Annotated in this window: 19 protein-coding genes; 5 read left to right on the top strand and 14 right to left on the bottom strand. The window is 71.9% G+C overall.

The features are described 5' to 3' along the window. Positions 1-235: 235 nt before the first annotated feature. Together Apa02nite_RS36475 and Apa02nite_RS36470 are read right to left on the bottom strand one after the other, a co-directional pair. Positions 236-1,150, bottom strand: coding sequence for an alpha/beta fold hydrolase (locus tag Apa02nite_RS36475; protein WP_239164792.1), 915 nt, complete (start codon positions 1,148-1,150; stop codon positions 236-238). 131 nt (positions 1,151-1,281) lie between these two features. Continuing rightward, entirely contained in the window at positions 1,282-2,370 is a 1,089-nt protein-coding gene (locus Apa02nite_RS36470; protein ID WP_203829118.1) for an aldo/keto reductase, read from the bottom strand. Between the two features lie 79 nt (positions 2,371-2,449). On the opposite strand from Apa02nite_RS36470, the gene Apa02nite_RS36465 reads away from it, so the two are divergent. Genes Apa02nite_RS36465 through Apa02nite_RS36450 form a run of 4 tightly spaced genes read left to right on the top strand, consistent with a single transcriptional unit; the run spans position 2,450 to position 6,242 of the window. Continuing rightward, positions 2,450-3,043, top strand: coding sequence for a TetR/AcrR family transcriptional regulator (locus tag Apa02nite_RS36465; RefSeq protein WP_239164791.1), 594 nt, complete (start codon positions 2,450-2,452; stop codon positions 3,041-3,043). Positions 3,044-3,045: 2 nt separating this feature from the next. Then, positions 3,046-3,645, top strand: a complete 600-nt coding sequence (locus Apa02nite_RS36460; protein ID WP_203829116.1) for a TetR/AcrR family transcriptional regulator — start codon at positions 3,046-3,048, stop codon at positions 3,643-3,645. A gap of 45 nt (positions 3,646-3,690) precedes the next feature. Then, positions 3,691-4,302 carry a UbiA family prenyltransferase gene (locus tag Apa02nite_RS36455; protein WP_203829115.1) on the top strand — a complete coding sequence of 204 codons (612 nt, stop codon included), beginning with the start codon at positions 3,691-3,693 and terminating at the stop codon, positions 4,300-4,302. Positions 4,303-4,313: 11 nt separating this feature from the next. Continuing rightward, positions 4,314-6,242 carry a sensor histidine kinase gene (locus tag Apa02nite_RS36450; protein ID WP_203829114.1) on the top strand — a complete coding sequence of 643 codons (1,929 nt, stop codon included), beginning with the start codon at positions 4,314-4,316 and terminating at the stop codon, positions 6,240-6,242. A 19-nt stretch (positions 6,243-6,261) separates the two neighbouring features. On the opposite strand, the gene Apa02nite_RS36445 is transcribed toward Apa02nite_RS36450, so the two are convergent. From Apa02nite_RS36445 to Apa02nite_RS36435, 3 genes are all read right to left on the bottom strand, one after another. Beyond that, a complete protein-coding gene (locus Apa02nite_RS36445) occupies positions 6,262-8,226 on the bottom strand; it encodes a hybrid sensor histidine kinase/response regulator (RefSeq protein WP_239164790.1) in 1,965 nt (654 codons plus the stop codon). Further along, entirely contained in the window at positions 8,223-9,536 is a 1,314-nt protein-coding gene (locus tag Apa02nite_RS36440; RefSeq protein ID WP_203829113.1) for a hypothetical protein, read from the bottom strand. The genes Apa02nite_RS36445 and Apa02nite_RS36440 overlap by 4 nt, the downstream gene beginning before the upstream one ends. A gap of 149 nt (positions 9,537-9,685) precedes the next feature. Continuing rightward, on the bottom strand, positions 9,686-10,099 hold the full coding sequence (locus tag Apa02nite_RS36435; protein ID WP_203829112.1) for a hypothetical protein: 414 nt from the start codon (positions 10,097-10,099) through the stop codon (positions 9,686-9,688). 510 nt (positions 10,100-10,609) lie between these two features. Here Apa02nite_RS36435 and Apa02nite_RS36430 point away from each other — a divergent pair. After that, complete coding sequence (locus Apa02nite_RS36430; RefSeq protein ID WP_203829111.1) at positions 10,610-10,840, top strand: hypothetical protein; 231 nt, start codon at positions 10,610-10,612, stop codon at positions 10,838-10,840. Between the two features lie 232 nt (positions 10,841-11,072). Here the strand turns inward: Apa02nite_RS36430 and Apa02nite_RS36425 are convergent, their stop codons facing one another. From Apa02nite_RS36425 to Apa02nite_RS36385, 9 genes are read right to left on the bottom strand one after another with little or no spacing between them, the layout of a single operon-like run. Then, positions 11,073-12,836 carry an ABC transporter ATP-binding protein gene (locus Apa02nite_RS36425; protein ID WP_203829110.1) on the bottom strand — a complete coding sequence of 588 codons (1,764 nt, stop codon included), beginning with the start codon at positions 12,834-12,836 and terminating at the stop codon, positions 11,073-11,075. Next, entirely contained in the window at positions 12,826-14,760 is a 1,935-nt protein-coding gene (locus Apa02nite_RS36420; protein WP_203829109.1) for an ABC transporter ATP-binding protein, read from the bottom strand. The genes Apa02nite_RS36425 and Apa02nite_RS36420 overlap by 11 nt, the downstream gene beginning before the upstream one ends. Next, positions 14,744-16,366, bottom strand: coding sequence for a dipeptide ABC transporter ATP-binding protein (locus Apa02nite_RS36415; protein ID WP_203829108.1), 1,623 nt, complete (start codon positions 16,364-16,366; stop codon positions 14,744-14,746). The genes Apa02nite_RS36420 and Apa02nite_RS36415 overlap by 17 nt, the downstream gene beginning before the upstream one ends. After that, positions 16,363-17,241, bottom strand: coding sequence for an ABC transporter permease (locus Apa02nite_RS36410; RefSeq protein WP_203829107.1), 879 nt, complete (start codon positions 17,239-17,241; stop codon positions 16,363-16,365). The genes Apa02nite_RS36415 and Apa02nite_RS36410 overlap by 4 nt, the downstream gene beginning before the upstream one ends. After that, positions 17,238-18,212, bottom strand: a complete 975-nt coding sequence (locus Apa02nite_RS36405) for an ABC transporter permease (protein WP_203829106.1) — start codon at positions 18,210-18,212, stop codon at positions 17,238-17,240. The genes Apa02nite_RS36410 and Apa02nite_RS36405 overlap by 4 nt, the downstream gene beginning before the upstream one ends. 59 nt (positions 18,213-18,271) lie before the next feature. Next, positions 18,272-19,891, bottom strand: a complete 1,620-nt coding sequence (locus tag Apa02nite_RS36400; RefSeq protein WP_203829105.1) for an ABC transporter substrate-binding protein — start codon at positions 19,889-19,891, stop codon at positions 18,272-18,274. Beyond that, on the bottom strand, positions 19,888-21,039 hold the full coding sequence (locus tag Apa02nite_RS36395) for an acyl-CoA dehydrogenase family protein (RefSeq protein ID WP_203829104.1): 1,152 nt from the start codon (positions 21,037-21,039) through the stop codon (positions 19,888-19,890). Before Apa02nite_RS36395 ends, Apa02nite_RS36400 begins: the two co-directional genes overlap by 4 nt. Then, on the bottom strand, positions 21,036-22,247 hold the full coding sequence (locus tag Apa02nite_RS36390; RefSeq protein WP_203829103.1) for an LLM class flavin-dependent oxidoreductase: 1,212 nt from the start codon (positions 22,245-22,247) through the stop codon (positions 21,036-21,038). The genes Apa02nite_RS36395 and Apa02nite_RS36390 overlap by 4 nt, the downstream gene beginning before the upstream one ends. After that, positions 22,244-22,981, bottom strand: coding sequence for an alpha/beta hydrolase (locus Apa02nite_RS36385; RefSeq protein WP_203829102.1), 738 nt, complete (start codon positions 22,979-22,981; stop codon positions 22,244-22,246). Before Apa02nite_RS36385 ends, Apa02nite_RS36390 begins: the two co-directional genes overlap by 4 nt. Positions 22,982-23,196 lie beyond the last annotated feature (215 nt).

The following is a 23,196-nucleotide window of genomic DNA, read 5'->3' as shown; positions in this document are numbered from 1 at the left end:
AAGGGCGGCCAGAGCCAGCTGAACCCGCCCGGTTGGTCGTGGCGGCCGTTATCGCGGTGGATAGCGGCGCTGAGAGCCAGCCGGGCCGTGACGTGTGGCTCCACTGCCTCCCCCAGCGGTCCGTGCCGGACCTCTACCGGGAACAACCGCCGATCGCGTGCGGCTGTCGCCCGCCGGCGGGCGGTAGACGTCCGCAGGCACCGACCGCGTCCTGCGGCCGCCCCGAACCCCGCCGTCAGCGGGTGGCGAGGGCGGAGCGGGCGGCCAGCCAGCGCAGGGTGCGGGGCAGCTCCGGCATCGCGTCGAAGTGGGCCGCGCCCGGGCGCACGTCCAGTTCCGCGGTCTTGCCGATCATGTCGGCGAGGTAGCGCGAGTGGGTGGCCGGGGCGAACGTGTCCTGGCCGCCGTGCCAGACGCGGACCGGGGTGGTGATGGCGCCCAGGTCGACCTTCCAGTCGCGGCGCAGGGCCAGCACGTCGTCGATCCAGCCGTACGGTCCGTTTTTGATCGCGTCGCGGTAGGACAGGCGCAGCTGGCGGCGCAGGGCCGCGTCGCTGACCACGCGCTGGTCGGCGGTGGTCATCTGGTCGGTGAGCAGACCGAGCAGGAAGTCCGGGTCGACGTCGATGCCGGAGGCCCGGCGGCGGATCTCCGACTCCAGCTCGGCCGGGTCGGTCACCGCGTTGCCGAACTGCTTGTGGTTGTCGCCGTTCATCCCCTCGTACCAGCCGGGGGCGCCGGCCGGGGCGAGGCTGACCAGGACCGCGACCCGGATCAGCCGGTCGCGCAGGTTGCCGTCGGCGGCGCAGGCCAGCGCGTGCGGGCCACCGCCGGAGCGGCCGACCACCGAGAAGCGGTCCAGGTCGAGCTCGTCGGCGATGGCGCGGACGTCCTGCGCGGCGTGCGCCACGTCGCGGCCCTGCACCCGCTCGGACTCGCCGTAACCGGGCCGGTCGTACGTGATCAGCTGGATGCCGAGGCGGTGCAGGACGATCCCGCGCGGGCGGGGGCCGAGGCGGCTGCCGGGCGTCCCGTGCAGCAGGAAGACCGGGAAACCGTGGGTGGGGCCGAGGACCTCGTAGGCGATCCGCCGGCCGTCCTCGGGACGGTGCACGATCCGGGTCGCTGACGCGGCGTCGGTCACCGTCACCCGCCTTCCTTGCGAAGCTGACAGCGTCCGAGCCTAAACCCCCACGCCCAGGTACGCCATGAACTCGTCCAACAATCCTCGGCCACCCGCTCTGACCAGCGACGACGCGCGTTACCCGAAGGTGTCTCGGGTCAACCCGCCCGGTTGACCACCGGAGCGCTGAAGCTCGCCGGCCGGTCGGACACCGCCAGACCGGGGCTGACCACCCAGGACTGGTACTGCGGGGTGAACATCGAGTACAGCCCCGGGACCTGCGGCGTACTGGCCTCGTCGAGCCGCGCGCGGGCGTCGGCCGGGATCACGAAGTCCAGCGCGGCCAGGTTCGTGTCCAGCTGGTCGGCGCTGCTCGCCCCGATCACCAGCGACGTGATCCCCGGCTGGGTCGCCGCCCAGTTGAGCGCCACCTGCACCATCGGGCGGCCCAGGTCGTCCGCGACGCTCTGCACCGCCTCGATGACCCGCCAGTGCTCCTCGGCGATCGGCATCCCGGTGCCCGGGGTGCTCAGCCGCCCCTCGCCGGCCACGCCCGCGCCGGAGCGCCGGTACTTGCCGGTGAGCAGGCCGCCGCCGATCGGGCTCCACGCGGTCAGGCCGATCCCGAGGTTCTGCGCCATCGGGACGAACTCCGGCTCGACACCGCGCGCCACCAGCGAGTACGGCAGTTGCACGGTCACCATCGGGGCCAGCCCGTGCGCCTCGGCGTAGCTCTGCGCCCGGGCCGCGTACCAGGCCGGCACGTCGGACAGCCCGGCGTAGCGGATCTTGCCGACCTTGACCAGGTCGTCGAAGGTGCGCACGACCTCCTCGACCGGCGTGATCCGGTCCCAGGTGTGCAGCAGGTAGAGGTCGAGGTAGTCGGTGCCGAGCCGGCGCAGCGAGTCGTCCAGCGCGCGGATCATGTGTTTGCGGCCGTTGCCGCTGGCGTTCGGGTCGCCCGGGTCGACGGTGTTGGTGAACTTGCTGGTCAGCACGAGCCGGTCCCGGTTGCCGGCCTTGTCGATCAGCCGGCCGAGGATCCGCTCGCTCTGCCCCGCGGTGTAGAAGTCCGCGGTGTCGATGAAGTTGCCGCCGGACTCCACGTACCGCCGGAAGATCGACTCGGCGTCCTCCTCGGTCTTGCCGTAGGCGGCGTGGAACCCATCGACGCCGAAGTTCATCGTGCCGAGCGCCAGCCGGCTGACCCGGAGTCCGGACCGGCCGAGCAGGTAGTACTGGTTCATGAACTCTCCTTCTAGACTGCGTAGTCCAGACTTTGACCGGCAAAAAATGGACCCGCCAGTCCAGAAGAGCGGAGGGACCGTGCAGCTGACCCGCAAGGGCGCCGAGACCCGGCAGCGGATCGTGGCCGGAGCGGCCGACGAGGTCCGCGACCGGGGCGTCACCGCGCTGACCCTCCAGGACGTGCTGGCCCGCACCCGCACCAGCAAGGGCCAGCTGTTCCACTACTTCCCCGGCGGCAAGGACGAGTTGCTGCTCGCGGTCGCCCAGCACGAATCCGACCAGCAACCCTCCGCGGAAGACCTCACCACCTGGGCGGCCTGGCACGACTGGCGCGACCGGGTCGTCGCGCACTACCGCGGCACCGGCGAACGCTGCACCCTCAGCGACCTGGCCGCGCAACCCGCCCGCACCGCACCCGGCGCGCAGGCCGTGATCACCCGGCTGCTGGCCACCCGCCAGGCCCACCTCACCGCCGGCATCCGGCACCTGCAGGCCACCGGCGAGATCGACGCGGAACTCGACGCGGAGCGCGCGGCCACCGCCCTGGTCGCCGGCATCCAGGGCGGCGTCGCGGTGCTGATGGCCACCGGCAGCACCGCGCACCTCGAGGCCGCGCTCGACATCGGCATCGCCGGCCTGCGGCCGCGCTTCACCCCCGCGAGAGGTCGCTGATCATGTCCGGGCTGACCGCCAAAGGGGCCGCGACAAAAGCCCGCATCGTACGGACGGCCACCGACCTGATCCTGGAACGCGGCGTCGGCGGCATGACCCTCGACGAGATCCGGGCGGGTACCGCGACCAGCAAGGGTCAGCTGTTCCACTACTTCCCGGACGGCAAGCGCGACCTGGTCGCCGCGATCGCCGAGTTCCAGAGCGGACGGGTGCTCGAGGCCCAGCGCCCGTGGCTCGACCAGCTGGACAGCTGGGAGTCCTGGTACGGCTGGCGCGACGCGGTGGTCGCCCACTACCGCACCCTCACCCACCTGCACTGCTCGATCAGCGCCCTGATCACCGAGCTGACCCCGGCCGACCCCGCGCTCGCCGCCACCGTCGCAGCGCACGCGGACCGGTGGTTCGATCACCTGGCTGCCGGCGTACAGAAAATGCGCGCGCAGCGCCTGATCCACCCGGAGGCGGACCCGGAACGTCTCGCGCTGATGGTTTTCACCGCGCTGCAGGGCGGCCTGCTGGTGATGCAGGCGCACAACGCGATCGAGCCCCTGGAAGCGGCACTGGACGGCGCCCTGCTGGCCCTGCGGAGCCACCGGATCTGATCGCTCTCAGCCAGGCCACAGTCGGCGGGGATCATGGTCGCGGACATGACGGCATGGACGCTCGTCGCGGTGTCCCGGCCCTGGTTCTGGCCGGTGTCGTGGGTGCCCGCGCACCTCGGCACGGTGCTCGCCGGGCGCGCCTGGCTGCCCGCCGACGGGTTCCGGGCGACGGTCGCGCTGCTCGGGGTGGCCGGGGTGCTGGTGCTCGGGTGGGCGTACAGCGTGCCGCCGCTGCGGCTGAAGACCCGGCCGGGGTGGGACGTCGCGGTCAACGCCCTCGTCGTCGGACTGGTGTCACCGGCGGCCGGCTGGGCGATCACCCGGGCGCCGTGGGAGTTCCCGTGGCAGTTCGGAGCGATCGGGGTGCTGTTCGCGGCGGCGCTCTACGTGCCGACCACGGTGACCGACCTGGCCGCCGACACGAGCGCCGGCGACACGACGTTCGCGGTGCGATTCGGGGCTCCGTTGGCTTTCTCCGGACCTCGCGGCCGGGCCAACCTGGCGGCCCCGGCCAACCTCGCAGCCTCCGCGCCTCGCGGCCCCGGCCCGCCTCGCGCTCCGGTGGTTGAGTACCGGTACTCATGCCGGCGCGGTCGGGCTGGCGGATCTTGGTGGGTATGGCTTGGTCGAGCGCACGCACGGCCCGAACGGCTGTGATGATCATCGACATGGGATCGTCACGGTGGTGGATGGCTTCGGCCTGCCTCGGCGGGTGCTTGCTGATCCTGGTGGTGCGGTCCGTGGACGGGGTCGCGGCCGCGCCGGAGAGCGGCGGTGCCGGGCTCGCGGATCTCGCACCGACCGCGGCCACGGTTCTGGCGTTGTGCCTGGTGCGCTGGTGGCCGGGGCTGCTGGCCACCGGCGGGATGTTCGCCGGCATCGGTCTTCTCGGATTCGATCCTCCGCTCGCCGCCGCGCTCCCGCTGCTCGTCGTGGGCGCACTCGGCGGAGCGCAGACGTTGCTGACCTCCACCGCTCCGGGCTCCGGCGCGCCCGGCCCAGGCACTCCCGGCCTCGGCGGTCCCAGCTCAAGCGCTCCCGGCCTCGGCGCGCTGATCGCCGGGCTCACCGGCGCGGCCGCGCTGTTCGGTGATGCTCTGACCGAAGAGGATCAGCACGCCATACCCGCCTGGCGGGTCGTCGTGCTGGTCGCCGGCCTGGCCGCCATCGTGCCGGCGCTGTGCCGGCGGCACTCCCCCGCCGGCGAGCCGTGGACCTGGCCGCGCCTGCGCCTCGTGATCGGCGCCGGCGCCGCGGTCTTCCTGATCTCGCCGATCTGCCTGATCCCTATCGGACAGCTCGGGTGGTGGCTGGGCGTCGACCCGAGCACCTTCACCAGGTATCCCCTGGCCCGGATCGCGATCGTCGGCGCGGTGGTGCTGGTGCTGGCCACCGGGCTCGCGGCGTTCGCCGGCAAGTGGTCGCTGGCCGGCGCGGCCACCGTCACCGTCGTGCAGATCGGCGCCTCGACGCCGCTGATCCTCGCGGTCGCCGCGCTGCGTCCCGACGGCGCCACACGCTGGTGGGGCGCGCTCGCCGGCGCGGCGCTCGGCGCGGCGGTGGCCGCGAGCCGCTGGCGAGTCGCGGCCGCGGTCTCCCTCACGGTCAGCGCGGCGACGGCGCTTTTCATCATGTACGAGGCAGCCGGCGGCCACCCGGAAAAGATGATCGAACAGCACCGCGTGGCGCCGGCCCTGATCCTGCTGGTGCTGGTCAGCGCGGCGGCGACCACGGTGGCCGGTGCGACCGCGCCGGTACTCGCCCCGCGCGGCGCGGTCCCGGCGGCGCTCGGACCGTTCGCCGCGGTGCTCACCCTGGCCGGGATGTTCACCACGCAGGTGAGCTTCGTCCGGGGCCGCACCCCGATCGGCTTCACCGCCGGCCCGGTACCGCACATGGTCATCGCCGGATATCTGCTGCTGGCGGCGGCCGCGGCGATCGCCGGGCTGGGTGTCGCCCACCACATGACCGAGCGCTGGGCGGAACGCCGGCAGGCCGAGCTGATCCGCCGGGAGGCCGCGGCCGCGGAACGGGAGCGGCTGGCCCGCCCGATCCACGACGGCGTGCTGCAGGTGCTCGCCCTGGTCCAGCGGGAGGGTGCCGGCCTCGGCGGCTCCGGCCCGCGGCTGGCGGTGCTGGCCGCCGAGCAGGAGGCGGCACTGCGGAACCTGCTCAACAGCGGCGCGGCGCTCACCGGCCCGACGTCCGGAACTGATCTGCGGGCCGCGTTGCTCGCCCTGGCCGGTCCGGCCGTCGAGGTCTCCGCGCCGGCGGTGCCGGTCCTGCTGCCGCAGCACCCGGTCGCCGAGGTCACGGCGGCGGTCCGTGCCGCGCTGGACAACGTACGAAAACATGCCGGAACCGACGCGCGAACCTGGATCCTGCTGGAGGACGAAGACACCGGGATCCGCGTCTCGGTCCGCGACGACGGCGCCGGTTTCGGCCCGCACCGCCTGGCCGAAGCGGCCCGGGCCGGACGGCTCGGCGTCGCGCAGTCGATGCGCGGCCGGATCGCCGACCTGGGCGGCACCATGACCATGAGCAGTCACCCGGGCGACGGCACCGAAGTCGAATTCTGGGTGCCCCGCCGCCGGTGAGAAACGCGGTGAAAAGCGCTCAGACCCGCTCGGTGACCAGCCGGTACACCTCGTTGAGCAGGCTCTGCTTCTCGAACGGCTTGCGCAGCAGCGGGGCGTCGGCCGGCAACTCCTGGCCGCCGGGCGCCGGGCCGCTGGTGTAGCCGGACATGAACAGCACCGGCAGGCCGGGACGGTCCCGCCGCAGTTCCGCGGCCAGCTGGGTGCCCGACATCCCCGGCATGATCACATCGGTGAGCAGCAGGTCGAACGCCAGCCCGTCGTCACGGCACATCCGCAGCGCCTCGGCCGGATGCGGCGCCGCGAACACCCGGTACCCGGCCTTCACCAGCAACCGGCAGACGATCTCGCGGACCGCCTCCTCATCCTCGACCACCAGGACCCGCCGCCCGTCACCGCCGAGCCCGGAGGCCACCGGCACGGCCGCACCCGGCCCGGCCACGCCCTCGGCACCGGCCGGCAGCCGGACCCACAGCGTCGTGCCGTTGCCCGGCTGCGACTCCAGGCTGATCGTGCCGCCCGCGTCGGCGACCACACCGTAGGCGGTGGCCAGCCCCAGCCCGGTGCCACTGCCGCGGCCCTTGGTCGTGAAGAACGGCTCGAACGCCCGGGCCAGCACCTCCGGCGTCATCCCGCACCCGGTGTCGGTCACCGCGAGGCTGACCTGATCGCCGTCACCGCCGTGCTCGAGACCGGTGCTGATCGTCAGGCGCCCACCGGACGGCATCGCGGCCCGCGCGTTGAGCACCGCGTTCATCACGACCTGCTCCAACTTGCTGCGGTCCATCACCACCGGCGGCAGATCCGGGACCAGCGCCGTGCCGAGCTCGATGTCCTCACCGAGGGTCCGTGCCAGCAGCCGCAGCATGTCCGAGGCGACCGCGTTGAGGTCGAGCAGCTCCACCTGCGACGGCTCGGCCCGGCTGAACAGCAGCAGCTGACGGGTCAACCCGGAACCGCGGGCCGCCGCGTGCTTGATACCGGCCGCGTCGGGCAGGCTGGGATGCTCGTCGCCGAGTTCGTCGACCAGCATGTCGGCGTACCCGGAGATCACCGCGAGGATGTTGTTGAAGTCGTGGGCGATGCCCCCGGCGAGCTGCCCGAGCGAGTCCAGCCGCTCCGACTGGCGCAGCTGCTGCTCGAGCTGGGCGCGTTCCTGCTCCGCGACGGCCCGCTCGGTGACGTCGCGCAGGATGCCCTCGACCGCGACCGGCGCGCCGGCACCGTCGGTGGCCACACTGGCCCGCTGCTCGATCCAGGCCACCCCACCGTCGCGGCGGCGCAGCCGGAACGTGGTCGTCGCCGAGCGCGGCGCCTGCCACGACTGTTCGAAGGCCGGCCGGTCCTCGGGCTCGACCCGGCTCGCCATCAACCCGGGATCGGCGTAGAACTCCTCCGCCGCGAAACCGGTGATCGACTCGACCGCCCGGCTCAGGTACTCCATCGCCGGCGCCGGCCCGGTCCGGTAGCGGAAAATGATGTCCTGGGCGTGCTCGGCGAGCAGGCGGAACCGTTCCTCACTGTCCCGCAGCGCGGCCTCGGCCCGGCTGCGCTCGGTGATGTCGGTGGAGATGCCGGCCACCGCGTACGCCGTGCCCGCCGCGTCGATCAGCGGGAACTTCACGGTCAGGTAGGTGCGCACCCCGTCCTCGCCGGGCGCCTGTTCCTCCATCTGCACCGGCAGGCCCCCGGCCAGCGCCTGCCGGTCGTTGTCCCGGAACGCGTCGGCGACCTCGGCGGGGAACAGGTCGTGGTCGGTGAGCCCCACGATGTCCTCGCGACGCAGGCCGAACAGCCGCTCGTACTCCCGGTTGACCAGCAGGTACCGCCCGTTCGCGTCGCGCATGTAGATCACCGCGGAGGTGTGGTCGATCAGCGCCATCAGCTGGTCGCGGCCCAGCCTGAGCATCGGCTGACGCGTCCCCCCGGCGCCCGGCGCCCCGGTCGGTACGTCCACCCCGCCCCCGTCGTCCGTTCCGCTCATCCGGCCGGTTCCAGCACGACCGGCGCGGCCGGTCCCCGCCCGGAACGTACCCGTGGATCGGGCGGGCCTTCCGGGTTTTCCGGCATCAGCACCGGACGCAGCGCGACCAGGGTATGCCGCTGCCGGGCCCGGGTGAGCCGTTCCAGGAACGTCTCGGTCATCCCGGTGGTACCCGCCCGGTTCGACACCAGGCGCCCGTCGCCGAGCCCGGCCTCGTCACGCCGGCGCTGCGGCTTGAACAGGAACTTCTTACTGAGCATCAGATGCGCTCCGGAGACCCGCGCGTGCATCGCGAGCAGCCGGTACCAGTCGATCACCGCCGGGTGCCGGGCGATCAGCCGGCGCAGGTCACCCTCGTCGGACAGCCTCATGTCGCACTCGTCGAACCCCAACGCGGCGAGCAGCCGGCACGGGAGCGTGGGCAGGTTCATCAGCTCGGCGATCTCGTCGCGTTCCCGGGTGAGCAGCGCCGGGAACAGCCGCCGGGCCAGGCGGTCGTACCCGGGTTCGGCGACGCCGAGCAGGAAGTCGCGTTTCAGCGCCTCCGGGTCCAGGGCGCCGCTGGGCGGGATGTCGTCCGAGGTCCAGTGCGCGGCGAACTGCCGGAACACGTCCATGAACATCTCGGCGTCCATGGTCTGCCCGGTCGGCAGTGCCCCGAAGTCGACCAACAGGCTGCGCAGCGCACCCAGCAGCACGGTGGCCTCCTGCACCCGGTGGCGGGCGTCCGCGCCGGTCAGGTCGGCGTGTTCGCCGGTGAGCGGCTGCAGGAAGCAGTTGACCGCCATCTCGATCGCCTCACCCTGTTTGACCAGCAGGAAGAAGCGCTCCTCCCCCGGCGTGCCGGTATAGCTGCGGATCCGCCCGTCGTCGAAGAGGCCGGGCAGTTCGGCCACCACCTCGCCGCGCAATCTCACCCGGATGGTGCCGACGTTCCAGCGCACCAGCGACGCGTAGCTGTCCCGGACGTAATGGCCGGTGCCGGTGTGCTCGGCCAGCGCGGCGAAGTAGGTCCGGAACGGTATTCGCCCGCCGACGAGCAGCGACGTGAACGCGCCTTCGGGATGTTCCCGGCCTCCGGGGGTGCGTTCCTGGTAATGGCGGGCGACCGAGGCGCCGATGAACCCGAGGTGCACCACGAGGCGCTGCGCCTGCACCGCCGTCAGCCGGGTGGTGCACGGCAGATGGGGGAGGATCTGCTCGCTCACCTCGGTGACCAACTGGTCGGGTGATGCTTGATCGTGCAGGATCGCGTCGTTGAGCCGGGGTAGTTCGTCAAGCACCCAGTCGCCGACCTGTTCCGGAACCATCCGGACCATCACCTCCGCGGAATTCTCACCCTTCCCATCGGCTCAGTCCCGGCGGCATTGAGCGAGGACCGCCCCGGCCGGGTCGCACCCAGCGCGTGATCGGCGATCGGACGCGTCCCGCCCGTCCGGTGCGATCCGTGACGAACGGCTCAGGAGGGGCCGTCGGTGCTCCTGATCGCTTGATCGATCAGGGAGATCACCAAAGCAAGAGCACCCATCCGTACGGCCAGAGCCACATGCGGACGCGAGTGCCCGGACCGGGCCAGGCCGGCCAGCCAGCGGTTCCGCAGCCGATGCCGCCCGACCATCAGCAGCACCCCGGAAGCGGCGACGGCGACCGGCTTCGCCGCCCCGGCGAGCCCGGTCCGGGGCTGCGCCGGGGTGCGGGCCGGGCGCGGCTCGGGCGTTTCCGGGCCGGTCGGGACAAGTCCGTAGGCGGCGGCCACGATCCCGACCCGAGCCAGCCGCCGCTTGCCGGTGGACAGCTCTCCGGCAGCCACCCAGGCACCGACATAAACGGCTTGAGCGCTCGCCCAGGCCAGCGCACGCGGCACAGTTCTCATGCCGCGACGGTAGAAGAAGCCGACAAGACCCCCCGGCGCACGGCCGACCGCGCCGAAACCGCCCTGCGCCGCGGCCAGCACCGGCCGAACCCGCTCGGCACCCCAGCCAGCGCGGCCGCTCAATGCCAGTGAGGCGGCAGAAGCCCACGCTCACCACCGAAGGGGCGGCAGAAGTCCGCGTTCGGTCGGGTTCAGGGGCGATAGCGGTCCGCGGTCGAGTGGTGCGTGCGCTTATCGCCCGCCCGCGGGCGGTAAGCGCACGCGATCTGGCAATGCGGACTCCCACCGCCCTCCCCCGCAGCGGCACTCACCGCCATCCGGTCACCACGCCACCGCCCGGACCGCCCGCATCCTCCGCGTGCCCGGCTGCTGCCCGGGCCCGCCCGTGGGCCTGGTTTTGAAGCCCGGGCCTATCCTGCAGTCATGGTCATTGATCCGCGTGAACGGATGAGCGCCGCGTTCCACCCCTATTAGGTGGCCGCGCCCGCGGCCCCGAAAGGGGTTTCGACCATGTCTCGCACCGACAAGGACGGTCCGGGTCAGCACCGCACCGGCCTGCGCCTGCTCCTCGGCGGCGGCCCGCCCGGCTGGTTCGTCAAGCACGTCTGGACCGACCGCGAACGTCAGGCCGCGCGGGTGGCGTGCCGCAACGCCGCGAAGGAGTACCGCGGCACCGGAAGCGTCCACACCGTGCCCACCGTCCGGCAGCATCGCCACAGCGCCCAATGGCTCTGGTGGTGACCGCAGCAGCCCGTCCCGGCATCAGGCTCCGTGCCGGAACGCACCACCTCTTTGGCATCCTAGGAGGCTGGGATCCTAGCCCTGGGACTCATGAGGATCGCCGGCCGGCGGGACAAACGGTGGCTGGTCGCCTGACCAGGCCGACGCTCGCGGCCGGAAGGCTCCGGCGGGGTCATCGAATGCGATAGACCGACGAGTTCCCCACGCCGCCGGAGTCTTCCAGCGGCCGGCGTCACGACGCCCGCTGGGTCCACGCGGTGACCAGGGCCGCATACGGTCCCGGCTCCGCCACCAGCACGTCGTGCGGACCGGATTGCACCAGCTCCCCCTCCGCGAAGACCAGCACCCGGTCGGCGGAGGCCGCGGTCGGCATCCGGTGCGCGATCGAGATCGTGGTGCGCCCCTCGGTCAGCGACGTCAGCGCCCGCTGCACCGCCGCGTCCGTCGCCGGGTCGATACCCGACGTCGCCTCGTCGAAGATGACCAGGTCCGGGTCGGCGAGGGCGGTCCGGGCCAGGGCCACGAGCTGACGCTCACCGATCGAAAGACCTTCTCCTCGTACGCCCACCGCAGTGTCCAGCCCCTCCGGAAGCGTCGCCAGCCACTCCTGCAGACCCAGCCGTCGCAGGATCCGCGACACGTCCGCCCGGGACGACGAAGCCCGCCCCAGCAGCACGTTGTGCACGATCGTCCCGTCGAACAGGAACGGGTCCTGTGGAACGATCACCACCCGCCCGGCCAGGTCACCGAGCCGTTCGACGGGCACCCCGGACAGCTCGATCCGGCCGGCCTCGGCACCGAGGCGCCGGGTCAGCAGCTTCGCGAACGTCGACTTGCCCGACCCGGTCCGGCCGACCACCGCCACGTGCTCGCCCGGTTCGATCCGCACCGAGACGTCGCGCAGCACCGGCGGCCCGCCCGCGTACCGGGCCGAGACCCCGGTCAGCACCACGCCGACCGGCCCGGCCGGCAGCGCGACACCGTCCGGCAGCAGCGCGGACGGCGTGGTCACCAGTTCCAGGGCGCGCCGCCACCCGGTCAGCGCGTTCTGCGCCTCACCCAGGCTCTGGACCACGAACTGCAGCGGCCGGACGAAGAACGTCACCAGGAACACCATCGCGACCACCTCCCCCGGGCTGAGCCGAGGCGTGGCGGGCGAGCCGGCCAGCGCGAACCACACTCCGCCGAGCAGCACCGTCACGGTCATCGTGGAGATCGCCAGCTCGCCCATCGACGCGTTGGCGTGCAGCGGGTTCAGCGTGCCGATCAGGCTGTCCCGCGAGCGGTCCACCGCAACGTCCAGCTTGGCGCGGGTCCGGTCCTGGGTGCCGGTGGCCCGGATCAGCGGGCCGCCCAGCACCGATTCGGCGACCGTGCTCTGCATGGCCGACACGTCCCGGCGGGCCCGGTCGAAGCGTCGGGCGATCAGCCGCTGGGTGCGGGTCATCGCGGCGAGCAGCAGCATCGTGATCAGCAGGACCGGCACGGCGAGCTGCCAGCCGTAGACCAGCAGGATGCCGGTGGCGATCAGCAGCTGCGCGGTGTTGGTCAAGAACTGGATGCCGCCGCCCTGCAGGAACGTGGTCACCTGGTCCAGGTCGCTGGTCAGCCGGGTGACCAGGTCGGCGCTCGGCACCCGGTCGGCGGTGGACGCGGCCATGTCGTGCACCCGGCGCAGCCCGGCGCGGCGCAGCCCGGCCAGGGCCGACTCGACCCGGCTCTGCAGCCGCCGGTTCAGCAACAGCGAGGAGCCACCGGCGAGCAGGATCGCCGCGGAACCGACCGCGATGGACGGGCCAACCGTGTCCGGGTCCAGACCGGAATCGATCACATGCTGGACGGTCAGCGGCGCGATGATCCGCCCGGCGCCGGCCAGCAGCGCGAGCAGCAGGGTCACCGCGAGCCCCTGCCGCAGCTGCGGCGAGACCCGCACCGCGGTGGCGACCAGCCGCCGCGGCCCGATCCCCCGCAGCTCAGCGAGCAGCTCAGTGGACACCGCTGCGCTCCCCCTCAACAAGATCATCCGCACCAGCGGAAGCAAGATCCGAAACGACACCGGAAGCGCCGCCGGAAGCAAGATCCGAAACGACACCGGAAGCGCTGCCGGCGGCAAGATCCGCGTCAACACCGGATTGCTGCTGGTAGGCGTGCACGATCCGCCGGTACTCCGCGTCCCCGGCCAGCGCCGCAGGACTCCCGGACGCCACCATCCGCCCGGCCCGCAGCACCACCACCCGATCCGCCACGGCCACCGCGGCCGGCCGGTTCGTGCTGATCAGCACGGTCGGCCCGCCCGCCGCCACCACCTCGGTCAACGCCTCGAGCACCTGCCGCTCCACCCACGGATCCAGCGCCGACGTCGCGTCGTCGAGCACCAGCAGCCGCGGCTCCCGCAGCAGCGCCCGCGCCACGCAGATCCGCTGCCGCTGCCCACCCGACAACGTCGCCCCGCGCTCCCCGACCACGGTGTCCCACCCGTCCGGCAGTCCGCGAACGATCTCATCGGCCGCCGCCAGCCGCAGCGCCCGCCACACCTCGTCGTCGGTGTAGGCCCGCCGATGGCGCGGATGCCCGGCCAGTTCCAGGTTCTCCCGGATCGACTCGGCGAACAGAAACGGACTCTGCGCCACCGTCGCCACCTGCGCCGGCACCGCGTCCCGGGTCAGCTCGCGCGCGTCGAGACCGTCCAGCAGCACCTCGCCGGTGTCCGCGTGGGTCAGCCCGGCGGCCAGGTCGAGCAGCGTGGTCTTGCCGGATCCGACCGCGCCCACCACGACCGTGATCGTGCCGGGTTCGAGCACCAGGTCGAGGTCCGCGAGCAGCCGCCGGGACTGCCGGCGCACGCCGGCGCCGCGCAGGTCAACCCGCATCGGTCCAGGTCCGCCGAGGTCCAGGTGCCCCTTCGGTACGACCTGAGCACTTCCGACCACGTCCTGCACCCGTTCCAGCCCGGCCGACGACATCGGCAGCATCGACAGGAACCGGCTGATCACATTCAGCGGAATGGCGATGGTGATCAGCAGGTAGACCACGCCGACCAGGTCACCCACGCTGAGGCTGCCCTGCTGCACCCGCGGCGCCCCGAACGCCAGCACGACCAGCACGGCGGCGGTCGGCAGCAGTTCCAGCACCGGGTCGAAGAACGAGCTGGCCGCCGCCATCCGCAGATCCGCGGTGCGCAGCCGCTCCACCCCGGGCGTGATCCGCGCGTCCTCCTCGTCGACGAGTCCCAGGCTGCGCACCACCGGCCCGCCTTCGATCGACTCGTGGGCCACGCCGCTGACCACGCCGCGGGCGGCCTGCGCGTCCCGGGCCCGCGGGGCGAGCAGCCGTTGATAGGTCACGTTGAGGCCAAGCACCAGGCTGATCAGCACCAGGCCGACCAGGCCGAGCACCAGCGCCCGGTGGAACAGCTCGGTCAGCGCGAGCAGCAGCATGAACACCATGCCGACCGCGAAGTACGCGAACTGCATCGGTGACCACAGCGCGTCCACGTCGCCGGCCGCGTGCGCGAGCAGCCGGCCGGGTGAGCGTTCCCGGTGCCAGTCCGGGTGCAGGTCAAGATAGCGGCGGACGACCGCGCGGCGGGTCTCGGCCTGGGCCCGGTACTGGACCCGGCCGGTGCTGACGCCGCGGAGGAAGATGGTGCCCCAGCGGGTCGCCGAGACGCCCATGATGAACAGCGCGCTGAGCCACCAGGCGCTCGCCGGCACGTGCCCGCCGGTGAGCGCCGGGATCACCAGGTGGTCGGTGGCCCACGCGATCGCGGACGCGCCGACCACCATCGTCGACCCGTTGATCAGCCCGGTGACCGTGGCGACCAGCGCCGCCCCGGGGTTGGCCCGCGCCCCGGCGAACTGGGCAGCCAGCGCGGAACGGCGACGGAGATCAGGAGCAGGAGCCTCAGAGCGTGACGACACGGCGGCCCGGGATGGCGTCGATCAGCTCGCGGGTGTACGCGCTGCGCGGGTTCGCGAAGACCTCCGCGGCCGACCCCTCCTCGACCACCTTGCCCTCGCTCATCACCGAGACGGTGTGCGAGATCTGGGCGACCACGGCCAGGTCGTGCGAGACGAACAGGTACGACAGCCCGAGCTGTTCCTGCAGGTCGGCGAGCAGCCGCAGGATCTGCTCCTGCACCAGCACGTCCAGCGCGGAGACCGGCTCGTCGAGCATCAGCAGCTCCGGCTCGAGGGCCAGGGCCCGGGCGATCGCGACCCGCTGCCGCTGCCCGCCGGAGAGTTCGGCGGGCAGCCGGTCCAGGTAGGAGGCGGGCAGCGCGACCTGGTCGAGCAGTTCCCGGGCGCGGGCCTCGCGGCTGCGCCGGTCGCCGATCCGGAACGACACCAGGGGTTCGGTGACCGACTGCCGGACGGTGAACTTCGGGTCCAGGGTGGCGAACGGATCCTGGTGCACGAGCTGGGCCTTGCGGCGCAGCGGGCGCATCCGGTTCCACGACAGCCCGGAGATCTCGGTGCCGTCCAGCACGATCGAGCCGCTGGTCGCGGACTCCAGGCCGAGCGCGATGCGCAGCGTGGTGGTCTTCCCGCATCCGGACTCGCCGACCAGCGCGTGGGTACGCCCGCGCGGCACGGTCACCGACACGTCCTCGAGGGCGTTGAAGCCACGCTTGCCCCGGCGCGGGTCGGCGACCGGGAACGTCTTGCCGACCCCGGTGAGCGTCAGGATCGGCTCGGGGACCGGCTCATGGCGTACATCACAATGGGCGACCAGCTGACCGCCGTGAGCCAGGCGCGGAGCCGCGGTGATCAACTGCCTGGTGTAGCCCTCACGCGGAGCGTTGAGGATGGTTGCCGGGTCGCCCTCGTCGACCTTGCGCCCGTGCCGCATCACCACCACCCGGTCGGCGCGGTCGGCCGCGACGGCCAGGTCGTGTGTGATGATCAGCAGGGAGATGCCCTGCTCGCGGGCCAGTCCGCCGAGGTGGTCCAGGATGCGCTTCTGCACCGTCACGTCGAGGGCGCTGGTCGGCTCGTCCGCGATGATCAGTTTCGGGCGTCCGGCCAGGGCGATGGCGATCAGTACGCGCTGGCGCAGGCCACCGGAGAGCTCGTGCGGGTACTGCCGCACCCGCAACTCGGGGTCGGGGACACCGGCCTGGGTGAGGAACTCGATCGCCTCGGCCCGCGCGGCCGGCCCGCTGATCCCGCGCAGCGTGACCGCCTCGGCGATCTGGTCGCCGATCCGCTTGGTCGGGTTCAGCCCGACCATCGGGTCCTGCGGGATCAGCCCGACCGTGGACCCGCGCAGTTGGCGCAGGACACGTTCGCCGGCCTGGGCGGTCTGCACGCCGTCGACCAGGATGGAGCCGCCGGTGATCCGGCCGTTGGCGGGCAGCAGACCGATCAGCGCGTTCGCCGTGCTGGTCTTGCCGGAGCCGGACTCGCCCACGATCGCGACCACCTCGGCCGCACCCACGGTCAGATCCAACCCGGTCACCGCCGGCTGAATGTGCCGGTGCCGGACGTAACCCACGTCCAAGCCTTTGATCTCGACGAGGCTCATCGGCCCAGCTCCTGGAAGGTCTTGGCGATGTGGTTGAGGCTCAGCACCAGCAGGGCCACGAAGACGCCCGGCAGCAGGCTCAGCCACCACGAGGTGACCAGGTAGTTGCGGCCGTCGGCGATCAGCGTGCCCCACTCGGCGGCCGGCGGGGCGGCGCCGAAACCGAGGAAGCTCAGCGACGCGATCGCGATGATCGCCACGCCGGCGTCCAGGACGGCGAGGACCGCGACCGGGCCCCACGAGTTCGGCAGGATGTGCCGCAGCAGGACCCGGCCCCAGCTGGCTCCCCCGGCGCGCGCTGCTTCGACGTACGGAAGAGTTTTGACCCTGAGTACTTCGGCCCTCGTGGTCCGGGCGAAGCCCGGCACGATGCCGACGCCGACCGCCACCGCGACCGGGATGGTGCCGTAACCCAGCGCGGTCACGATGGACAGCGCGAGCAGCAGACCGGGAATGGCCAGCAGCACGTCGATCACCCGCATCAGGAACCCGTCGGTGAGCCCGCCGAAGAAGCCCGACACGATGCCCAGGCCGAGCCCGGCGATCAGGGCGATGGCCAGCGCGATCAGGGTGGCCTTGATGGTCAGCGGCGAGCCGTGCAGCACCCGGCTCCACAGGTCGCGGCCGTAGACGTCGGTGCCGAACAGGTGCGCCCCGCTCGGCGGCTGCATCGACGACTCGGGATGGGTGCCGTACGGGTCCTGCGAGCTGAACAGGCCGGGGCGGAACGCCACCGAGATCACGAACAGCACGTAGAGCGAGGCGAGCAGGAACCCGGGCTTGCGAGCCAGGGTCCCGAGCCGGCCACCGTGCCGGGTCCGGGTCTCCTCGGCCGGCGTGAGGATCGGATCGGTTTCGGTCAGCACGGCGGTCATGCCGGGACCACCTCCGGGGCAGTGACCTTGGCGCGGACGTGTGAGATCCGCGGATCGAGCAGCGGGTAGAGCAGGTCGACGACCAGGTTGACGGTGACGAAGACCGTCGCGGCCAGGGTCACCACGGCGAGCACCACCGGCACGTCCTGGCTCAGCACCGCCTCCTGGGCGAGTTTGCCGACACCTTCCCGGGTGAACACCGTCTCGACCACGATCGAGCTGGTCACGGTCAGGCCGACGATCACGCCGAGGATGGTCATCGCGGGCAGCGCCGCGTTGCGGAACGCGTGCCGCAGGTGCACCGCCGTACGGGAAAGGCCCTTCGCCCTGGCGGTGATGATGTACGGCTGGGACAACGTCTCGTCGAAACTCTTGATCAGCACCTGGGCGAGCACCGACGAGGTCACCACCGCGATCGTGGCCACCGGCATGACCAGTGAGACCACGCCCTCGGTGCCGGTCGCCGGGAACCAGCCGAGCTGGAACGACAGGAACTGGATCAGGAACAGCGCGATGAAGAACTGCGGGAACGACGCGCCCAGCGCGGGCAGCCGGGTGAGCACCAGCCGCAGCGGGTTCCAGCGGACGAAGGTGGCCAGGTAGGCCAGCGCCGACCCGGCGAGCAGCGACACCACGGCGGCGGAGACGCTGAGCAGCAGGGTCGAGCCGATCCGCTGCCCGATCAGGTCGAGCACCGGCACCTGCTGGCTGAGCGAGTCACCGAAGTCGCCGTGCAGCACCCCGGACAGGTGCTGCCAGTACTGCTCCCAGATCGACTGGTCCAGCCCGAACTTGTGCTGCATCGCGGCGAACTGGTCCGGGGTGAGACTGTCCTGCTCGATGCCGGCGGCGGCCAGCTGCAGCTGCATCGGGTTGCTGGGCAGCAGGTAGAGGATCGCGAAGGTGAGCGTGAACGCCGCCCAGAGGACGACTGCCGCCTGGACGATGCGACCCACGACGTACCGGGTCATCTCTTGCCTTTCGTCGTGCCCGGATGCGCCCCGCCTGCGGTGGCGGGGCGCACCTCAGGTCAGTCCTTCGTGACGTCGTTGAGCTTGAGGAAGCTCTCCGAGGTGAACGCGAAGCCGTGCACCTTGCTGCTGACGCCGGCCTTCTGCACCCGCTCGAACAGCGGGATGGTGACGCTCTGGTCGACCAGGTAGTCCTGCAGCTCGGCGTACGCCTGCTCGGTCTGCTTCGCGTCGGTGGTCTGCAGCGCCTTGGCGAACAGGTCCTGGACCTTCTTGGTGACGTCCGGGGTGGTGGCGTTGGTGGCCAGGGCCTTGGAGTTGGCCACCTCCGGGTTCAGAATGAACTGCAGTGCGCCCGGGTCGGCCCGGGTGAAGTACGTGCTGGTCAGGTCGTAGGAGCCCTCTTTGAGGTAGGTCGCCTGCTGCGCGGTGGTCAGGGTGCGCAGCTTGAGGTCGATGCCGACCTGCTTGAGCTGCGCCTGCAGCAACTCCGGCCCGGCCGCGCCGACCGTGATCGGGTAGTCGATGGTCAGCTGCTTGCCGGCCTTGGCCCGGATGCCGTCCGCGCCGGGCACCCAGCCGGCCTGGTCGAGGATCTTCTTGGCGCCCTCGGGGTCGTAGGCGAGCTTGGCGGCGAGGGACTTGAAGTACGGCGTGGTGGTCTCGAACGGCCCCTCGACGGTCGGGTAGTCCGCCCCGAAGATCGTGGTGGCGTACGTCTTGCGGTCGATCGCCTTGTTCAGCGCCTGCCGGATCAGCGGGTCGGCGAGCGGGTGACCGGCCGTGGTGTTGCCGTACAGGTTGTAGGCGACGCCGGGCAGCGCCCGCTTCTCCACCTTGTCACCGGACTTGGTGATCAGCGTTTCGTCCTGCGGCGAGAACGGGTTGCGCGGCCACGCCACGTCGGTCGCGCCGCTGACCAGGTTGCCGGTGCGGACGCTGTCCTCGGCGACGTAGTTGAACAGCACCTTGTCGAGCTTGGCCTCGCCGGTGTTGGTGGAGAGCGCCGAGCCCCAGGCGTAGCCGGCCCGCTTGGTCAGGACCGTCTCGACCTTGGCGGTGTAGTGGTCCAAGGCGAACAGGCCGGAACCGACCACGCCCTTGCCGGTGCACCGGTCGGCCGGGGTGAGCGCGAACTCGGCCGGGTCGGTGATCGCCAGGTTGGTGGTCGAGGTGGCCTGCAGGAACGACGAGTTCGGCTTGCTCAGGTCCAGCTCGACCGTCAGCGGGTCGACGACCGTGGCGCCGGTCAGGCCCTGGATGTAGGAGGCGCCGTAGGCCGCGCCGTTGGTCGCCTTGACCGTCTCGATCCAGCCCTTGACGTTGTCGGCGACCGCCTGCGCGTCAAGTTTCTTGCCGTTGGCGAACGTGACGCCGTCGCGCAGCTTGAACGTGTAGGTCAGGCCGTCCTTGCTGATCTCCCAGCTGGTCGCCAGCCAGGGCACGATCTTGCCGGTGGCCGGGTCCTGATCGGTCAGCGAGTCGGCGAAGTTCCGGATGATCGACCGGCTCTCGATCCAGTAGACCTGGAACGGGTCGATGCAGGAGAACGTCGGGTTGTCCGGCCAGAACGACACCTTGAGGGTCTTCTGCGCCTCCGCGGAGGACGCGGCGTTGTCGCCGCAGCCGCTCAGGGCGAGCAGGCCCGCAGCGGCGGCGACGGCTACATATCTCTTCATTTTTCAGATTCCTTTTTCAGTACGCGACGACCGCTCGCGAGCAGCACGGCGTCCTCCTGGGGAGGGTGGACCCGGATGCAGAGGGCGTCGCGCAGGTGGCGTTCCAGGGGGTTATGGCGGGAGAGACCGGGGTTGCCGAGCGCGGCCACCGCGGTCTGGGTCGCGGCGATCACCGAGCGGGCGATGGCCACCTTGATCGCGGACAGTTCCGGGAGGAGGCCGGGGTCGCCGGCCTCCAGGCGCAGCAGCGCGCCGTGCAGCAGCGTCTCGGCCTGCACGATCTGCAGGTCGATCTCGCCGGCGACGGATTGGATCCGCTCGGTCTCGGCGATCGGGCGGCCCAGCGCGGCCGGCACCCGGTGGCGGGCGTACTCGGCGAACGCGCTGCGGGCGGCCCGGGCCACACCGATGTAGAGGGCCGGGTGACCGAAACTGCCCGGGCCGGTGGCGGCGGCCGGGTCGCGGTAGACGCCGTCCGCGCCGCGCGGGATCTCGACGAACGCGTCGAGGGGCAACCGGACGTTCTCGTAGATCACGTCGTGGGTGTTCGAGGCGCGCAGCCCGATGTGGTCCCAGGTGTCGACCCAGGTGATCCCGTCGTTGTCGCCGGCCACGATCGCGTGTCCGACCCGGTCGTCGTCGGTGACCGCCCAGACCACGTGGTAGGCCAGGCCGGTGCCGCCGGTGGCGTACGCCTTGCGGCCGTTGAGCAGCCAGCCGTCGCCGTCGCGGGTGAGCGCGGTCTTCGGCAGGCCACCGCGGGCCGGTGCGCCCAGTTCGGGTTCGGCGCGGACCGCGTTGGCCAGCGCCGGGCCTTTCTCCGAGCGGCGCAGCAGGTCGTCGTAGGCGGCGGCCGGCCAGCTCGGGTGCACGGCCTGCGCCGCGTGGGTGCCCAGGTTGTTCGCGGCGAGCAGGGCGACCGAGGCGTCGCCCTCGCCGAGCGCGGTGAGGATCCGGGCGGTGTCCCGGTGGCCGAGGCCGGGCCCGCCGAAGCGGGTCCCGACGGTGGCGGTGAGCAGGCCGGCCCGGTGCGCGATTTCCAGGCCCGGCCAGGGCAGGTCGCCGGTGCGGTCGTGTTCGGCGGCGTGCGCGGCGATCTCGGCGGTGACCTCCGGCAGCTCGTCGAGCTTCGGCGCGGCGAACGTCATGGCCGGCCGGCCGTGGCGTACGTGCCGTACTCGGCGCCGTAGTTGCCCAGGTGCTGCGACTGCAGCGGGCCGCGGCGGCCGGTCGCCTTGCGGTGCGCGAGCTCCTGGCGGACCAGCGGGAGGACGTGCCGCCCGTAGTCGGCGGCGTCGGCCAGGGTGTCGTAGCCCCGGATGGAGACCAGTGAGGCGCCGCGGTCGATGTAGTCGAGGATCGCGGCGGCGACCGTCTCCGGCGAGCCGACCAGGGCGGTCGAGGCGCCGGCCGCGTTGGTGACCGCGGCGGTGCGGGTCCACAGGGCGCGGTCGTACAGCTCGGACTTGTCGGCGAAGTTCAGGGCGCGCTGGGAGCCGACGTTCTGCGGGGATCCCTTGCCGAGCAGTGGACGTACCTTGCTGACGTTCGCGGCGATCTTGTCGACGTACTCGTGGGCCTTGGCCCAGGCCAGCTCGTCGGTCTTCGCGGTGATCGGGCGGAACGTCACCCAGATCCGGGGCAGTGTGGTCCGGCCGGCGTCCCGGGCGATGCCGTGCACCCGGTCGATCTCGGCGCGCAGGTCGTCGAGCGGCTCACCCCAGAAGCTGAAGATGTCCGCTTTCGCCCCGCCGACCGCGAACGCCTCGTCCGACTGACCACCGATCGAGATCGGGATCGAGCCGGCGTACGGCGCGAAGCCCGGCCCGAACTCGTCGAACTTGTAGAACTCGCCCTCGTGGCTGAACGCGGCCGGTTCGGTCCACGAGCGGCGCAGCACGTCGACGTACTCCGAGGTGCGGGCGTAGCGCTGCGACTTGGGCAGGTAGTCGCCCTGGCGGGCCTGCTCGGCGTCGTTGCCGCCGGAGATCAGGTGGACCACGGCGCGGCCCTGGGTGAGCTGGTCCAGGGTGGCCAGCTTCTGCGCGCCGATCGTGGGCGGGGTGGTGTTCGGCCGCAGCGCGACGATCGGCTTGATCCGCTCGGTGAGCGTGCCGACCGCGGCGGCCGTGACGAACGAGTCGGCGCTGCTCGAGCCGTAGGGCAGCAGCGTGTAGTCGTAGCCCGCGGTCTCCAGCGTCTCCACGTACGTGCGGAAGAAACCCAGGTCGATGCCGCGCGACGGCACCGGGTTCAGTTCGGTCGACGGGCTCAGGTGGGTGAGGCTGATGAACTCGGCCTCGGGAACCGCGGTCTCCGGCAGAGCGCTGTTGTCGTCGAAGGAAGGGGTGCTCATGAGTAGGTCCTCTCGGTGCGGGCGAGCGGCGCGCCGGCGCGCAGACGTTCCAGGAACAGGACGATCGCGGCGGCGGCGGTGCGGTGGGTCTGGTCGTTGAGCACGTCGTGCGGTGCGCCGGCGATGCTCACCAGGTCGGCGCGGGGAACGGCGGCGTACCAGCCGCGCACGCTGTCGAGAGGGCTGATCGGGTCGGCCTGGCCGTGCAGTCCCAGGACCGGGACGGTGATCTCGCCGGGCAGCTCCGGGGCGAACCACGCGGCGGGCAGGTCGGTGAAGAGCTCGCCGGCCCGGACCCCGGCCTCGGTGATCCGGCCACGGTGGGTGGGACAGGAGGAGCGGGCGTCCAGCTCGCCGGCCCAGTCACGGTGCGCCGCGGCCTGCGGGGAGGCCGGCAGACCGGCCAGGATCAGCGCGGAGGCGCGAGGCAGGCGGCCGGTGGCGGCAAGACTTGCGGCGTACGCGGCGCCGGCGTCGGATCCGGCCACGATCCGCGGCTTCTCCGGGTCGGCGCCGGTGAGCAGCGCCTCGAGCTGCTCGCGGCTGCGGGCCTCGTCGTCGGTCGGCGCCGTGATCGCGTGGACCCGGTAGGCGTCGGCGGCGAGCCGGCGGCCGAAACGCTCGTAGACCTGGGCGGACTCGCCGCGTCCGGGCAGCAGGATCAGGGTCCCGCGCAGCGGGATCGGGTCGGGCTCGGTCCAGGTGAGAACGGTGTCCTCGGAGGCGAGAGTCATCGGCGCGACCTTCTGTGTCTTCGTCAGTCAAACTCTATAACGCCCACCAATCTAGTAGGCTTTTGTTTCCGCTGTCCAACGACGATCCGCGATCGCTCCGATCACCCCGGCTTATCGATCCGTCCGGCGGCGCTCCACTGCCTCACCCGGACGGCCGGTCGCGGCGTTTCGTTACTGTGCCCCGGTAACGCATCGCCGACCCGCCGGAGGAGCCC

This window comes from Actinoplanes palleronii, assembly GCF_016862315.1.
Lineage (GTDB): Bacteria > Actinomycetota > Actinomycetes > Mycobacteriales > Micromonosporaceae > Actinoplanes > Actinoplanes palleronii.
The sequence above is the reverse complement of the archived record's forward strand: the minus strand, read 5'-3'. Positions and strand labels throughout refer to the sequence as shown.